The 16,402-nt window shown below is 57.7% G+C and carries 8 protein-coding genes; 2 read left to right on the top strand and 6 right to left on the bottom strand.

Annotated features, from left to right (window positions below; translation table 11 throughout):
- Positions 1–29: 29 nt before the first annotated feature.
- Both RBH33_RS04670 and RBH33_RS04665 read right to left on the bottom strand, forming a co-directional pair.
- The gene (locus tag RBH33_RS04670) at positions 30–1,979 is read right to left on the bottom strand and encodes a TonB-dependent receptor plug domain-containing protein (protein ID WP_306730975.1); all 1,950 of its coding nucleotides are present in this window, start codon (positions 1,977–1,979) and stop codon (positions 30–32) included.
- A gap of 75 nt (positions 1,980–2,054) precedes the next feature.
- Positions 2,055–3,014, bottom strand: a complete 960-nt coding sequence (locus RBH33_RS04665; RefSeq protein WP_306730974.1) for a sensor domain-containing diguanylate cyclase — start codon at positions 3,012–3,014, stop codon at positions 2,055–2,057.
- A 351-nt stretch (positions 3,015–3,365) separates the two neighbouring features.
- On the opposite strand from RBH33_RS04665, the gene trhP reads away from it, so the two are divergent.
- Together trhP and RBH33_RS04655 are read left to right on the top strand one after the other, a co-directional pair.
- Positions 3,366–4,634: a prephenate-dependent tRNA uridine(34) hydroxylase TrhP gene (gene trhP, locus RBH33_RS04660; RefSeq protein ID WP_306730973.1), complete on the top strand. Its 1,269-nt coding sequence runs from the start codon at positions 3,366–3,368 to the stop codon at positions 4,632–4,634.
- Positions 4,635–4,637: 3 nt separating this feature from the next.
- The gene (locus RBH33_RS04655; RefSeq protein ID WP_306730972.1) at positions 4,638–4,835 is read left to right on the top strand and encodes a YfhL family 4Fe-4S dicluster ferredoxin; all 198 of its coding nucleotides are present in this window, start codon (positions 4,638–4,640) and stop codon (positions 4,833–4,835) included.
- 38 nt (positions 4,836–4,873) lie between these two features.
- On the opposite strand, the gene RBH33_RS04650 is transcribed toward RBH33_RS04655, so the two are convergent.
- The 4 genes from RBH33_RS04650 to RBH33_RS04635 form a co-directional block, all read right to left on the bottom strand.
- The gene (locus RBH33_RS04650; RefSeq protein ID WP_306730971.1) at positions 4,874–5,950 is read right to left on the bottom strand and encodes an OmpA family protein; all 1,077 of its coding nucleotides are present in this window, start codon (positions 5,948–5,950) and stop codon (positions 4,874–4,876) included.
- A complete protein-coding gene (locus RBH33_RS04645; protein ID WP_306730970.1) occupies positions 5,947–13,335 on the bottom strand; it encodes a beta-propeller fold lactonase family protein in 7,389 nt (2,462 codons plus the stop codon). The genes RBH33_RS04650 and RBH33_RS04645 overlap by 4 nt, the downstream gene beginning before the upstream one ends.
- Before the next feature lie 531 nt (positions 13,336–13,866).
- The gene (locus RBH33_RS04640; protein WP_306730969.1) at positions 13,867–15,366 is read right to left on the bottom strand and encodes a tryptophan halogenase family protein; all 1,500 of its coding nucleotides are present in this window, start codon (positions 15,364–15,366) and stop codon (positions 13,867–13,869) included.
- Between the two features lie 19 nt (positions 15,367–15,385).
- Positions 15,386–16,345 (bottom strand): hydrogen peroxide-inducible genes activator, encoded by a 960-nt coding sequence (locus RBH33_RS04635; RefSeq protein WP_306730968.1) that lies wholly within the window; start codon positions 16,343–16,345, stop codon positions 15,386–15,388.
- Positions 16,346–16,402 lie beyond the last annotated feature (57 nt).

Here is a 16,402-nt window from a genome sequence, read left to right as displayed (position 1 = left end):
TATTGAAACTAACTCGCCGCTGGTGGTGTTTACCTAAAGCGGTACGTTAGCCTGCCTTCGAACGTACGCCCCGGACGCGGGTATTCGTAGTTGCCGGAATGAGACGACCAGGCCTGATAATCGGAAACTACTTCGTCCGTTAGATTCAAGACCCGGATACCCAATTCCCAGTCGCCGTCCCGCCAAATCATATTGGCGTTCCACACCAGTGTGCTGGCCAACTCGCCTTGGGTATTGAAGTTGTCGTCGATGCGGTAGCGAGGGCCAGTGTATTGGGCATCCACATAGAAGGCCAGTATGTTCATGGGCTCATAGCTCAAAGTTGCATTGGCCAAGCGTCGGGCCACAAAGGGTACCTGCATGCCGGCGGATTCACCTTCTGCGAGTGTGGCGTCGGTAAAGGTGTAGTTGACTTGCCCACTCCAGCGTTCATTAAACTGATAATTAACATCCACCAGTGCGCCCTCGCGCTCCGAATCCGGCAGGTTCACGTTCGCGCCGAAACCGGCGCTGGGATCGTAGGCAATTTCATTGTGCAGGCGCATGCGAAACACCGAGGTGGTGATATCGTGTTTGTTGCCACGCCAGTTGAGGCCCACTTCCGTGGAGCGGCTTTCTTGAGGATCCAGAAACTCCACACCCTCATCGGTGAAGGTGTATTCGTCCACATTGGCGAAACGAAAACCTTCGGCGCTGCGACCGTAGAGTCGCCAGCTGGGTGTGAACTGATAACTCAGCCCCCATTCACGTACGTCCGCCTGATGTTCCCGTTCGGTTTCGTCTTCTGCCAGTGGATCGCGATCCGTTACCGTTTCCCGGCGCAAACCAGCGCTGCCCGAGAGTTTGGCGGTCAGTGGATAAACTAACTGGCCGTAATTTCCCTTTAAATCCTGTTCGGCCTGAGTGGTGCCAAACTCACTGCTGCGTTGATACTCCGCGCGTTGACGATCGGTGCCTAGGGTGAGAACGGCGGTTCCACCCGGCGCGCCAAAACGCCCGATCAAACGGGGCGTGAGTGTTTCAACCTCGGTGCGCTGCTGAAAGGGTGAAAAAATAAAACCCTCGGCTTCGGTTTCTCGGGTGCTGTACTCGGAGAGCAGTCGCCAGTTTTCCGACAGGTACCATTCGCCACTGATCCGGGAGAGGCGGGTGTCCTGGTTGGAGAAATCGTCCGGAGTGCTCGCCTGGCGGCGGTCTTCCTCCAGCTGCTCGTCGGAAAGAGCCCCGGGCAGGCGCAACTCGTCATCCACCCGCTGGTACTCGTAGGCGATTCGTCCAGCGGCGAAATCCCAACCCAGGCGAGCTTGAATGTTGCGGTATTCCTGTTCGTTGTTGTCCCGGTAATGATCCGCTTCCCGTTGGTGCAGAGAGACTCGGTAATGCACACCATTATCCAGGCCTTGGGCCAGGCGCACCCCATACCCTTTCTGTCCGTGACTGCCGCGCCGGATTTCCGTGTAGCCTTCAATATGCTCACCGCGGGGACGGCGCGTAACGATGTTGATGACGCCGCCCACGGCTTGATCGCCATAGAGAACACCGGCGCTGCCTTGAATAATTTCGATGCGTTCAATGTCCGATACGGGAATATCATTCAGGGCCGGACCCGCCAGCGATGGGTTGTTCAGTTTGCGCCCGTCCACCAGTACCAAGGTGTTGTTGGCGGCGTTGCCGCCGAAGCCGCCCATGGACACCGTGACATTGCGCCCGCCGCTGCCGTCGGCATCGCGCAATTGCACACCCGCTTGGGTGCGCAGAAGCGTAGAAACCTGCTGCGCGCCGCTGAGGCGAATCTGCTCCCGATCAATGACCGTGACTGTGGTGGCCACCGGCCGTTGGCTGGTGTCGCCGCGCACGCCACTGACGTAGATCTGCTCCACCGGCGGTGTCGATTGAGCTTGGGCCGTGTTCACGGCTCCGGTGGCGGTTATAGGCAACAGCAAAGCGGCGCCCAGGCGGCGGGGGGTGAGTTTGTTCATGAAGTCTCAAAATTCTAGGGTGGGGTAGGGCGAACATAAAGCGATGCTGCAGGCCCGTCAAGGGGCGGGGGTATGCTACCGAGCCAGTGGGCGTTGGGTTTTGGTGAGTTCGATGCTTTCCGCACTGATGTGTTCAGCGACAAGCCGGTTTTTCCCTTGGTGTTTTGCTTGGTACATAAGCTGATCGGCGTGTTTTATCAGCACTTCTGCGCTGATGTTCGCGCCTGCAGAACAAGTGACGGCGCCGATACTGGCGGTGATGCTGACCTCTTTGTCTTCAACGTGCCTCAAATGTTTTATCGCTCGAAGAATGCCCTTCAGCGTCTTCTGAATACCATGGCCGGCATCGGTGCCTCGGAAAACCAAAAGAAACTCGTCACCACCCAAGCGCCCCAAAAAATCGCTGCGACGGATAAGGCTGCGCAGAATATCCGCAACGGCTTTTAGGAGTTTGTCTCCCAGGTCGTGCCCGTGTTGGTCATTGACCGCTTTAAACCCATCGAGGTCGACAAATGCCAAAGTGACGGCGTTACCGTCCGACGCCGTAGTCAGTGCGTCATCCAAAATACTCAGCAGCTGCGCTCTGTTGGGTAAGTCGGTGAGAGGGTCATGCGTCGCCATGTGGGCGAGCCGGCTGTTGGCGGCTTCCAGATCCTCCGCCCGTTTGCGATCACTAATGTCCAGCATTGAGACCAGCACATAGTTGTTTCCGCCTAAACTCACTGGCGATAAGCCAACCTCTACCGGAATTTCTCGCCCGTCTTTTGTCAGCGCCAACAGATCTCTGTTGCCGCCCATGCTGCGAGCTTCGGGCTGTTTGTTATAGCCCTTGCGACTGACTTCGTGGGCGCTGCGGTATCGGTCGGGAATGAGGGCGTTGATGTGCTGTCCGGGGAGATCATTTCCATCCCAGGCGAGTATGGTGCAGGCGCGGTTATTGCAAAATACCACTTGGCCGTGCGCGTCTACCAATAGCATGCCTACTGGTGTTACCTCTAAAATGGCTCGGATAACGCTATCATGGGCGCTTAGCATTTCTTGTCTACCCCGCGGTTCCGAAATTCCGATAAAAAACGGCTTATTATTTTGTTTATCCCTGAGTGGGCTTTGGGGGCGACTGAGGCTTCCCGCCGACACAAAAGATAGCGCTACCATGGTACGAAACGCTGCCGTACAGGTCAATCTTTCGGCTCGAAGCCGCACCAAAAAACTTCTTTAATAGGTGCACGTTTTCAAGCTGTACATCGAAATTTATATGGGCACAAGTGATCAAAGGTGGTGCCCACAAAGTAGTAGAGGCTAAACCTAGTCGGCCTTTGTTCTGAATCAAAACACCGCAAAACTCGTCCACTAAAATAAGCGGTTTTTTGAATTGAGGACTCTCGAGTGTTCAAAGCGGAACTCCTTTCACCCGCCGGCAGTTTGAAGGCCATGCACCTGGCGTTGGCCTACGGTGCCGACGCGGTATACGCGGGGCAGCCCAGATTCAGTTTGCGAGTACGCAACAACGAATTTGATGTGCGCAATTTGGGTTTGGGTATTGAGCAAACCCATGCGGCGGGGAAGCGTTTTTATGTGGTCGCCAACATCGTTCCGCACAACAGCAAGGTAAACCACTTGCTGGATGAACTCGCGCCGGTTGTTGAGCTTGGTCCCGATGCGCTGATTGTCTCTGACCCGGGCGTTATTTGGTTGCTGCGTCAGCAATTCCCCCATGTGCCTCTGCATTTGTCCGTACAGGCAAACACGCTGAACTGGGCCGCGGTGCGGTTTTGGCAGGAGCAGGGTATTGCGCGCATCATTTTGTCACGCGAACTTTCTATTGAAGAGATCGCGGAAATTCGCCAGCGCGTGCCGGACATGGAATTAGAGGTGTTCGTGCATGGAGCATTGTGCATGGCCTACTCGGGCCGCTGTCTCCTGTCGGGCTATTTCAACAAGCGCGATCCCAATCAAGGTGCTTGTACCAATGCCTGTCGTTGGGACTACAAGGTTCACCCTGCACAGGAAAATGCCGTCGGGCAGTGGCAAGCGGCACCAGTGCTGCTGGAGGACCCGCAACGCCCGGGTGAGTTGCTGCCCATGGATGAAGACGAGCACGGCAGCTACATCATGAATTCGCGGGATCTGCGGGCGTTGGAGTACGTTGAACAGTTGGTCAACCTGGGTGTGCACTCGCTTAAGATTGAGGGGCGTACCAAGTCGCCCTACTATGCGGCGCGCACGGCACAGGTATACCGGCAAGCGATTGATGCGGCCGTGGCCGGAAAGCCTCTGCAAGCGAGCCTATTCGAAGATTTGGATGGCCTCGCCAACCGCGGCTACACCCCCGGCTTTCTTCGCCGCCACATTCCGGCCGCTGAGTTGCAGAACTATGCCACAAACCATAGCGACGGCAATCAGCAATGGGTTGGAGAATTCTGCTCCGACCCCGGTCCGTCGGACTATACCTGGGTGGACGTGAAGAACCGTTTTCATGTGGGCGACAAATTACTGTTGCTCAGCCCAAGTGGCAACGTGCCCTTCACTCTGGAAGATATGCTCGGCCTTGACGGTACGCCAATATTGACCGCTCCAGGTTCCGGCCACCGGGTGGCGATACCTCTGCCCGTGGCATGCGACACTCGTACGGCGCTCCTGGTAAGGCTGCTCTAGGCTATGGCACTTGCGATCGACGACAGCTGCATCAACTGCGACATGTGTGTGCCGGAGTGTCCGAACGAGGCCATAGCCATGGGCCGCAAGCACTATCAGATAGACACAGACCTATGCACCGAATGTGAGGGTTTTTATGACTCGCCCACCTGCATTGCGGTGTGCCCCTTGGATTCTATTCATCGTCTCAAGGGGACTTAGGACTCACGGTTTTTAATTGGGTTGCGCCCATCTTGCTGCTAGGGTTCAACCCAGTCCAGTATGACCCGTCTATTCAGTGCGCGGCCTTCTTCCGTGGCATTGTCCGCGAAGGGTTGGGTGTCACCCAAAGCCCGCAATTCAAAGCGATCGGGATTGAGATTGTATGTCTCCACCATAAAGTCACGAACCGACTTAGCTCTGTGTTTTGACAGGGTACGGTTGTAATCGCTCGGCCCCCTGCTGTCCGAGTGCCCGGTCAGGAGCACACGCTTGTTCGGGTTCTGATGCAAGTGATTGGCTACCACTCTCAACCTGGGCTGAAACTCACCCGACACTTCAACGGAGTTGTAATCAAAAATGATCGCGAGGTGGAGTGTCGGCGGTGGGGTGGCGACCGGTGCCGGCTCGCGTTCTGTGGGGGGCGGAGCGGTTGCGACCGACGGTACATGGCGATCACGCTGACTAGGCTCCCCGAACTGGTAGATTAAACTCACCGAGGCCAGGGAGGTACGCTGATTATCGAGATCGTAATAGCTTATCCCAGCGCGGGTACGCCATTGCGAATTGAATCTATAACCAATACCCAGCCCGAAGCTGGGTCCTTCCGTGCTTCGAGCCCATTCTTGAGCCAGCTCCGCTGAGCTGGCTTTTGATCGGCTAGCCATCACACCCACACGTCCGTATACGTAATAACGCTTGCTCAACGGATAGGTGCCAACGGCGGCCAGTTCCCAGCCAGCGAGTGTTTGTGGCAGGGCATCGGCGCCGCTATCCAAGTAGCGGCGGACTTCGCTGGGCTGGCCCGTGATACGGGCGTCCAAAGCCCCCATATCCAGATAACCCAGTTCAGTGGCGAAGTGTGGCGTCCACTGATAGCCCACAATTGCACCCCAAGCCCAGCGGTTGCGATCCTCCAGTTCGACTTCAAAATCATATCCCAGAGACTCGAAGCGGTCGGCTACCCGCTGTTGACTGATGCCACTATGGGCAACGCCCAGGGTGCCACCCAAATACAGACCGTCACCGGACCAAATGGAGGAATCCGCCTGAGCGGGAATGCTCAGTGGCAGTGTCAGGCCAGCCAGGGCAACTACGCGGCGAGTGTGTCGATTCATGACCGACCTCCATTAGTCTGTTGTTTTTGCGTAGTGAGTCCCTGGCGCAAGCCATAGCCCAGCATCAATAACCATAACCACAGGCCACTGTGTCCGGAGCGGCGGCTGCTGGTTACCGTGATTTGTTCGATGGGCTCCACCTCCACGGGCGGCTCTGGCTCTTCCCCCTCTGCCAGGCGACGGCTGACGGCGCCGGGGTCAGAGATGGAGCCATCCGCCTCGCCGTCGGCGTCGTTGGGACCGCCGTCTTCAATGGTCAGCTGTACACACCAGTAGCCGGCGATCAGCCCGCTCTGCCAGTCGTCGCCGCCCGGCGCGGGGCAGTAGCCTTCTTCCCCCGACGCGGAGTGCAGGGCGTTGTGCTCGTCCTCCACAAAGGTTTGCCAGTGACCGTTGATGAGTTTGCGGTAAACCGCATTCTCTGGAATGACGGCACGCTGGGGCACGACGACCCGCACACTTTGACCGGACTCCAACAGGTCGTGGATTTCAAAGTCGAACACACCGCCAACTGGCTGATAACCGGTATCGGCAGGCAGGTCGCTCAGGTGCTCGAAGTCTTCATCCAGCAATTGCACGCCACCGGACTCGCTCATCAGAGCGCGGCTGCCGATTCGGCAGCGTACGCCCGGGTCGCACTCCAACAGGTATTGAATCTGTTGGGCAACGCGTTGCGGCAGAACGTTTGCGGAAGGCGTAGCGTCCAGGTAGTCCGGTATGCCGTTGCCTTTCTGATCACCCAGCCCTTCGGTCAGGTCGTCGATGCCGTTGTTGTTGCTGTCCTGATTTGGGTCCAGCGCCGGGAGACTGGCCGCCACTCTGAAGGGCAGGAGCGCCCGGCCGGTGTTGCCGGCGCTGTCGGTGACCACCAGTTGCAGGGTGTATCGGCCCGGAGACAGGTCGGCTGGATCCAAGCTCAGGGTGTCGGTGCTCAGGTTGTTCGCCAGCGCTGTGATGCTGTTGTCCGAGCCGGACCAGTCGAAGCTGTGGCTGTCGCCGACATTGGGGTCAAACACGGTTGAGGTCACCGTGATGGTGCCCGCATCAGCGGCGATCAGAGCCGCGTTGTTGCCGCTTTGGTTCAGGTACAACCGTACTCTGGGTGGCACATTGCCTTCGCGGATCAACACCCGGTGGCGGTTGCTGGCGCCGGAGTTGAGGTTGTAGAGCCCGGGTTGCGTACCGGTAAAGACGTCGGTCAGAACTTGCTGCTCGCGATCATCAAGGCGCACCACCAGCAGACTGCCATCGGAGGCCTGAACATCGTCAATGCGCAGGGTCACTGTCTTCTCCGTCTCGCCCTCGTCAAACACCACCGTGCCGTCGGTCAGATCATGCTCGTCCGCACGGGCGGTGGTGGCGCTATCCAGGGTGTAGGGAAGCTCCAGCGGATAGAAGGGCGAGGTGCCGTTCAAAATGACCCTGAAGCTGACTTCCGAGCCCGGAACAGCAATCTGGTCCTTGCTCAGGGAAACCATGGGTCTTACATGAATCACCTGAACGGCCTCGGCTTCGTTGCCCGCGCTGTCCTGGGCGCGCCAGATGATTTCGTGATGCCCCGGGCGTAGACGCTGGGCACCGTCTTCAAAACCTTCTACCGTGGGAGAGCAACAGCCATCGCCATCCACGTTGTCGGTCGCCAGGGCCGCGAGCGCTTGATTGACCGACGCCGCCGAGGCATCCGCCGGAAGCCCCAGCAACTGAGCCACGGTAATGCGGGTAAACAAGGTGCGGGCGTCAATGATGCGATCCGCCGGGGCATTGAGCTGCGGTGGTTCCAGGTCCACAAAGGGCACCACCGCCAGGGTGAACGCCGGCAAGCTGGCGCTGAGTTCACCGTCGCTCACGCTCAGGGTAATGGTCGCGCTGGAGCCTTCGTTTGACGCACCGGGCGTGCCCGTGAGAGCCCCGGTTTCGGTGTCGAGGCTCAGCCAGCTTGGCAGACCCTGGGCACTGAAAGTCAGCGTATTGCCATCCGGGTCGCTGGCCGTAGGCACAAAGCTGTAGGGCTCACTGACCATGGCTTCCAGGTCGGGTGTGCCGCTGATGATCGGCGGTTGATTGGCTTCCAGCACCTCAATGGAGAAGGGCGCCAGAACCACACTGTCCAAACCGTCGCTCACCGAGATCACGATATCCTGGTGAGTACCCACTTCCGTTGGGGTACCGCTTAACAGGCCGCTGTGCGGATCAAAGTCCGCCCAGGTCGGTGCATTGCTGATGGCGAAAATCAGAGTGCCGCCGTTGGGATCGCTGGCCGCTGGCTGGAAGGCGTAAGGCTGTCCCCGGTCAGCCTGTGCGGCAGCCGTGCCGCTAATCAACGGCGGGCTGTTGACCAGTACCTCGAAGCTAATCGATCCACTGTTGCCCGCCGAATCACTGCTGGTCAGCGTGATTTCGGTCAAGCCGGGGGCTACGCCCATTAACAGGATTGATCGGTCTTCACCACTGCCGCCGAGGTCGATATTGGCTTCGGGCAACACGTCTGGGTTGTTGCTGACTACCGCCAGGTCAATCGTCTCTGCGTCAGTGACGTTGTCGGCCAGGGTAAAACTGATCGGGTTGCTGCCGTGCGCCAGACTGATGTGTTGGTTAGCAATGGCGCTGATGACCGGCGCTTCGGTGTCCACCGTTACGGTCAAGGCATCGGAAGCCGCGCTGACATTGCCCGCCGCATCGGTGGCGGTGGCGGTCAGTTGGTGCTCACCATCGCTCAGGCTGTCGGTGGTGATTTCCCAATCACCGTCGCTGTCCACGGTGGTGGTGCCTACCGCATCGTCCAGGTCGCTGGTCAAGGTGATGGTGCTGTCCACCTCGCCGGTACCGCTGATCACCAGTTCGGTGATGTTGGTGATGCCGTCGCTGTCACTGGCGCCACTGTCACTGGCCGGATCAAGCGTCAGGTCTTCCGGTGCATCCGGGGCGATATTGTCGTGGCTAATGATCGGTACCACCACCGGCGCGGAGCGGTTGCCCGCCGCATCCTGAGCTACCACCACCAGAGGGTTGTCGGTGTTCTGGAGCAGAGTGTGTTCGATGAGCCACTGGCCACCGGTCACGGTCGCCGTTCCCAATACCGCGTTCAGGTCATCGGGCGTGCCGTCCTGGTTGGTGTCGGCGTAGAGGCGCACCGTTACGCCGTTCTCGCCCATGGTGCCGGTGATTTCAAACGCATCGGTGTTGACGTCAATGGCCTGGGTCGGAGCGGTGACTACCGGCTCGTCCGGGGCAATGGTATCCACCTGGACATTGGCAAAGCTTTGCTGGGCGAAGCTCAGGTCGGCGCTGTTGCCGGCGCTGTCTTCGATAGTAGTGCCGTTGAGGCCAATGCCGTTGGCTAGCACCGTCACACCGTTGGTGTCGGTATTGTCACTTGTCTGCACGATATAGCGGAAGCTCAGAAGTCCATCCACTTCGCTGACAAACTCGGCGCTGCGGGTATCGGGGCCTATATCGATGGCCAGTGTGGCATCGGTGCCGGTGACGGTAACATTCTTGTTCAACTCGACGGTGATCAGGAGTTGATCGCCTTCGGCGTAGTGGCCATCGGTCATGCCCAAACTCAAGACTTCCGCCGGGTGAGCGTCTTTGGCGACGGTGGCGGTGGCCGGGTCGGAGACATTACCCGCCGCGTCGGTCAGGGTCAGGCTCACCGTCAGGGTGCCATCCGGCAGGCCGGAGACATCGATACCACTCAGCGTCTGCCCCGGATCGGTGATGGTCGCCGAGCCAGTGATGGGGGTGCCGCCGCCGTCGCTGCTGATGCTGTAGTTGGCGGTGGTGTCGACCTCGGCGCCGCTCAGGGTCAGGCTGATATTGTCGGCATTAACGCTGGTGATTGGGGCTTGGTCAAAGCTGACGCCGGGAGCGTCAGGCACCTGGGTGTCCACCGATACATTGCTGGTGCTGGCGGTGGTTCGTTGGTTGCCCGCCTCGGTGATGGCGGTTACCGAGGCGTTCAGGTTGGTGCCCTCAAGGCCCGCTCCCAGTGTGAGGCTGGCGCTCCATTCATCACCGCTGGAGCTGGCGGCAACGGCACTGCCACCGCCAAAGGCGGAGAAGTTCACTGTTACACCGGCTATCGGTTGGCTGTTGTTATCGCCGGCGGCGCTGTTGTCCCAGGTAACGGTCAGGGTGTCACCGGCGATAAAGGTGCCGCCCGTACCGGAGGCGCCGTCTAAAACGATGTTGCCGGCACTGACTTGAGGGGCAATGGTGTTTACCGAAACGTCATGATCGCCCGCCGTGGTGGTTTGGTTACCGGCATCGTCGGTAGCGGTGACGCTGATATTGCGGTCAGGGGCGTCGATAACGCCGGGGTTCAAGTCGAAGGTGGCGGTCCATACACCGGCGTTATTGGTGGCGGCAATGGCCGAGCCGCCAAACTGGCTAAAATCGATGGTTACCGCGGAGGTATCCCCATTGTTGTCGCCGCCCGCCGTGTCGTCCCAGGTGGCGGTCACAGTATTGCCAATGATAAAGGCCCCATTGGTACCCGTGGCGCCGGTCAGGTTGATGTTGGCGTCGGTGACAATGGGACGAATGTTATCCACCGTAGCATTGGTGGTGTCGGCGACTATGGTGGTGCCATTGGCATTGGTGGCGGATACGCTGACGTTGCGGTCGGTCCCGTCTATCGAGCCGGGCACGATGTCATAGGTGGCAATCCAGGTGCCGTTGTCATTGGATGCGGCCAAGGCAGCCGAGCCGCCAAACTCGGAGAAATTCACCGTCACGCTGGTCACTGGCAAACTGTTGTTGTCCCCATCGGCGGTGTTATCCCAGATGGCTGTGACCGTATCGCCAATGCGATAAGCACCGTTGGCGCCAGTGGCTCCGGAAATAGTAATGTTGCCGGGTGTGACTGTTGGCGTAGCGGTATTCACGAAGACTGCGTTGGTATCGCCAACGGAATTGAGGGTGGTAGACAGGGTATTACCGGTGCCATCGAGCAAGGTGCCGCCATTCGGTTCCAAGGCAGCTGCCACAGCAATGCCATCGTTATCGTTATCGCCCGTCTGGACGGTGTAGCGGAATACCAATGCGGACGTGCCGCTGCCACTGAGATACAAGGCATAATGGGTGGTGGCGCCAATTGTCAATGCGATGCGCGGTGTACCACCGCCGGTATTAACGGTGACGTTTTCGCTGGTGTTAATGGTGAAATTCAGATTCTGGCCCGCGATGTAAGTGCCATTGGCGGGAACGGCGACGCTGGTCACTGCGGCTCCGGAAATGCCATGTACCGTTACGGTTACTATCGCCGCTGCACTTTCATTGTCGCCGTCATTGACCCGGAAGGCGACTTTTCTTTCCGCAGTTTCCCCCTCGACAATATCCGGATCGGGACCTGCCTGGAAACTGACCGATCGCAAAATGTCACGGTAGGTCTCCAATGTGGCGCTACCAGTTAGCGTAAGCACTCCGGTATCGGCGTCATAATCTGCCGTTACCCCGCCCTGTGTCGTCACATGGAGCTGGTCGCCGGGTTTAAATCCGGATTCAATCGTAACACTGCCTGATTGCAGGTGTGTATCATCACTGTCAAAAATCAGCAATTGATCATCAAGTGTAACAGCGGGTCCGCTTTCATCCGCCGAAGCTGTGACAGATGCCAATACGATACCCGGTATGGGGAGGCTAAACACGGCGATAGCATGTAAACCCTGACCCGCTGAGTATAAGTTCTGATTAAGAGGGTCTGTTACCATGCCCGAAACAGCAGAAATACCGAGGACACCATCCTCACCATTTATTCTTGATGCTGCAAGTGAAAGGGTTCCGGTATGTACATTTCTTTCAAATACGGTGATGGCATTACTTTGGATGGCACTCACATACAGGTAGCGCCCATCAGGACTCATAGCCAGGCTGCGTGCTTGCTCCATGGTACTTATCCCGCCCGTACCATTGGTATAATGCTCCACATAGGTAATATGCCCGGTATCCTTGTCGCGTGAAAACACAGATACAGCATGTTGACCTTGTCCGCTTACATAAACAAAATTTTCATCAGGCGAAACGACAAGAGATGAGGCAGCCTGAATGCCCTGAACTCCGTTGATTCCGTTTTCTGCAACCTGCTCCAGCGTTAAAGACCCGGTATCCGTATTTCGGGCATAAACAGATACGGCATGATCTGCAGTGGATGTTATATAGAGATAATCACCTGCGGCAGAGTAGTCAATGTTATTAATCGGGCTGGCTGTAGGGGAAAAGACCTGGGTTAACTTATTCCCGTTTTGACCGGCTATATGCTCTTCAACATAGGTTAACCTGCCGGTTTCGGGGTTGCGATCAAACACTACCAGGCCATGTAATTCGCCACCGCCACCGCCAACACCATATACCGACTTTCCGTCCGGGCTTACCGATACCATAATGAATCCGCCTACGGCAAAAGCTTCATTAGCCGTTGTTTTTGATTCAACAAAAGTGAGCTGCCCAGTATTTTCATTACGGGCAAAAACAACGACCGCATGACTGTTTGGTGAACCAACATATACATGCTTTCCGTCAGGACTGATATCCACGCTGAATGCCGACTGCATATGTTGGACGCCATCCATATTATGAACAACAGCACCTGCAGGGGTGAGTTCACCTGTGGCTGCGTTCCTGCTGAAAATATTAATCGCGCTACTCGTAAAAGCGGCCACATATACATGCCGGCCATCCGGACTAACAGCCGGGTCACTGGCTCCACTCATCCAATCAACACCCGGATCACCTTGCTTTAAATGTTCTATATAAACAATGGCATCATTACTTTGCAGAAGGACCTCAAAGCCTTCTACGCGTTGTGCGAACAGTGGCTCGGCATCCAACGCCATGGAGCTGTATTCCAGTTCCCAGTCACCGCCCCGTTCTCTATTTCCGGTCGAGTTTGCTGAAGCGATGACCGGCCGCCCAAGTTGACGAGCGAGCGAGTCGACAAACGCCGTGCCCTCGATATTGCCGGCAATATCGCAACCGTATAAGTAGACCACTCCATCTTTAAGCAAGAGCCTATCCAACAGCCGGGCCAGCTCATCCACCTCAAGCTCCCGCTCACCCAGTAAAATTTTGCCAGGGCGGCCATGCGTGATGAGATGGATCCCGCTGTATAGAGAACCGTCAGGCGCAATGCCCGTCAATTCATTCAGGGAGCTGAAGAGCTTGGCATCAATGGGGCGCTTCGCCGCCGACACCAATGCTTCTTTCTGCTCAGCCAGTTCGGCAGCTACGAGAAGAAGGTCAGACTTGCCGGTTATTTCAGCAAGCACCGCAGATGCATTCAACAGGCGCTGACTTTCCAGTTCCTTGTCGGCGATAGCAGTTGAACCCTGAGCTGCGTACAAAAAGAGGGATGCAATCGCTGCAAGAGAGGCGAGTATTTTTTTCATCGTTGTTACCTGTTGACCACGGGGTGTTGTGCCGAGTTGGGAATCACGTGCTGGGGGATCAGCTCGCCGTCCTCGGCCGGGAGTGTAGTTACTGCGAACACGGGTTTGCCTTACTTGGTAGTTGTGAGCGGTCTTCGAAAAACAGGAAAGGATAGCGGTTAAGTTTGACCTCTTGGCCTAGCTGATTCAGAGGCTCCTTCAGCGAGGGCCAAATGTGAACAGCAATGGGTGAGCCGATCAATCGGCGGCTCAAGATAGCCAAGCTCTTGGCGGTCACTGTCGGGTTGTCCATTTATCTGCAGTTTTTGCTGCGTCACTGCGCTAGCTGCATCGTGGAAGAAGGGTTTTCTGGAGAGCTATTTTGTAAGGTTGGGTGTCCCCACCCTAAAGAGTTTCTAATTCTTTTTAAAAGGTAGTTCAGATAACCCCGGTGCGCAATCTTTATTGCTTAAAGAGCTACATATAAGGGTGCAAGGAAAGGCGGTGGCCAAAATGATTGCCCCTTGGGAAAGTGCAGCCAGTGGCCGAGTGTTAACTCGAAGTGGATTGCAGGCCTTTTAGATATTCTTCGTGCGTGGGCTGAAGCGTGGTCACCGCGTTGACGGCGGCATGGGTCTGTTCCAGTGCCTGGCGTAGGGTTTCCATGTCCAGGGTGTCGGTTTGGGGAGCGGGGCGACGGGGGCGGATGCCCATGCCTTCGAACACCGCCTGCCAACTGCTGGGGCGAAACAGTGGGTCCAGTTGCTCCCGTAGCAGCCCTTGGGCCCGGAACAGATCAATGCGTTGTTGCAGCGATTCCGGTACGGGCAACTGGCGGCAGTGCTTCCAGAAGTCGCTGTCGGTGCGCTGGCTGGCGCAGTAGTGCAGCAAAATAAAATCCCGGATCTCTTCGTAGTCCGCGCTCATGCGCCGGTTGTATTCCCGGATCAGAGCCGGATCGCAGTCGGTGTCCGGGAAGTAGCGCAAAAAGAACTCCACACCGCGCGCGATCAAATGGATGGAGGTGGATTCCAGGGGTTCGATAAAACCGGCCGAGAGCCCCAATGACAGGCAGTTGCCTTTCCACATTTCCTCGCGGTGGCCGGGCGTAAAGGGAATAAAACGCGGTTCGCTGATGCGCGGGGCGTCCAGAGATTTCAGCAGAATGGATTTTGCCTGAGCATCGGTGCAAAAGCGGCTGGAGTACACATGGCCGTGACCGGTGCTGGTGCGCAGGGGGATGCGCCAGCTCCAGCCCGCTTTGCGGGCGGTGGCCTGAGTGTACGGCCGCAACACGTCGGGCGCTGCCGTTTTGACGGACACCGAGCGGTCGCACGGCAAAAGTTCTGACCAATCCTTAAAACCCACGCCCAGTGTTTTTTCAATCAACAACGCCGAAAAGCCGGTGCAGTCGATAAAAAAGTCCGCGCATAGGCTCTGGCCATTTTCCAGTTGTACGCTGGCAATATTGCCGCCGGGCTGCTGGTTGACGCTGGTAACGCGGCCCTCCGTATGATGAACCCCCTTGGCCTTGGCGTAGCGACGCAGATAGTCGGTGGCCAAGCTGGCGTCCATATGCAGCGCGTAGCTGGCCGTGCCGGCCGGCCCTCCACCAGCGCGGGTCGGTTGGTAGAAGCGTCCTGCTTCGGCCATGGCGGCACAGGGGGAAAAAGCCATTAGAGGCGCGACCGGCCCCTCCTGACGGGCCTTTAACCAGCACTGATAAAAGTCGTGGTTGCCGATGTTGCGGCCCAGAGCACCGAAGGGGTGGAAGTAACTGTGCTTTTGTTCCAGCCAGTTCTCGAAGCGAATGCCCAGCTTGTAGCAGCCCTGGGTGGATCGCACAAAGTCTTGCTCGTCGATGCCCAATTTTTGTAGCAGCCGCACAAAGGGTGGCAGGGTGGATTCGCCTACACCGACGGTCCCGATCTCCTCCGATTCCACCACTTCGATCCGGCAGCGCTCCGGGGGAAAATGACAGGACAGCATGGCCGCCGCGGTCCAACCCGCGGTGCCGCCACCGACAATGACAATGTTTTTTATGGGCTGCATGGGTGTCCAGGTCCGGCCATTACCAGTATTGGTTTTCAACGAATACGCCGCTGGGTGACTCGATGGGGTCTAGCCAGTAGGCGGGGTTGCAGGCCAGCAGCGCTTCAATCAGAGCGTCTATGGCTTCGTGCCGGGGAAAGCTCGCCCGCCAGGCCAAGCCCAGGGTGCGGTGGACTCCGGGGCCGATAAAGGGGCGATAGAGCGTTCCGGGCATCTGCAGGCCAAGGCTTACGGCCGAGATGGGAACCACGGCGAGCCCCAGGCCACAGGCTACCATATGTCGCAGGGTTTCCAGAGTGCTGCCGTGGGTGAGTGACCGGTCTTGGCTACTTTCGACGCGGTCTCTCAGTTCAGGGCAGGCGGCCAGAATGTGCTCGCGCAGGCAGTCGCCGGGGTCCGGTAAAAGCACTTTCTGGTTGGCCAGCGCTTCAGGGGGCACGCTCACTCGGCTGGCCAAGGCGTGTCTGGAGGGCATCAACACCACCAGAGGTTCGTCGAATAGGGGCCGGGTAACAATATCCGGGTGCTGGAAGGGTAAGCTCACCAACAGTGCATCCACCTCTCCATTCGCCAGTTTACGCTTGAGCGCGGCGCCATCATCTTCCTCCAGGTAAACCTGCGGATCTTCGCTCAACTGACGCAGATGCGGCAGCATCAGGGGAAAGAAGTAGGGCGCGATGGTGGACGGCGCCCCTAGAGTCATGGGTTCAGCGAGCGGATTGGTGCTATTAGCGGCCAGGCTGATAATGGTGTCGGCGTGGGTCAGGGCACAGCGGGCGTGGGCCAGTATCCGCTCACCTTCGGGTGTGGCACGGATACCGGCCGGTGAGCGCTCGAACAGGACAATGTCCAGCTCGCTCTCCAGGCGGCGGATGGCCATACTCAGGGTGGACTGGCCGACACAGCATTGGGCGGCGGCGCGGCCAAAATGCCCCTGGTCTGCCAGAGCCTCTAAATAGCGTAAATCGGTGAGCGTCATGGGCCCGTCATCTTAAGAAAAAACACGGTCATAGTATCGGGTGGGGATGAGATTGAA

It is taken from the genome of Marinimicrobium hydrolyticum, from assembly GCF_030848505.1.
Lineage (GTDB): Bacteria > Pseudomonadota > Gammaproteobacteria > Pseudomonadales > Cellvibrionaceae > JAVDDU01.
Note: the sequence above shows the minus strand (reverse complement) of the source record. Positions and strands in the feature narration are given on the sequence as shown.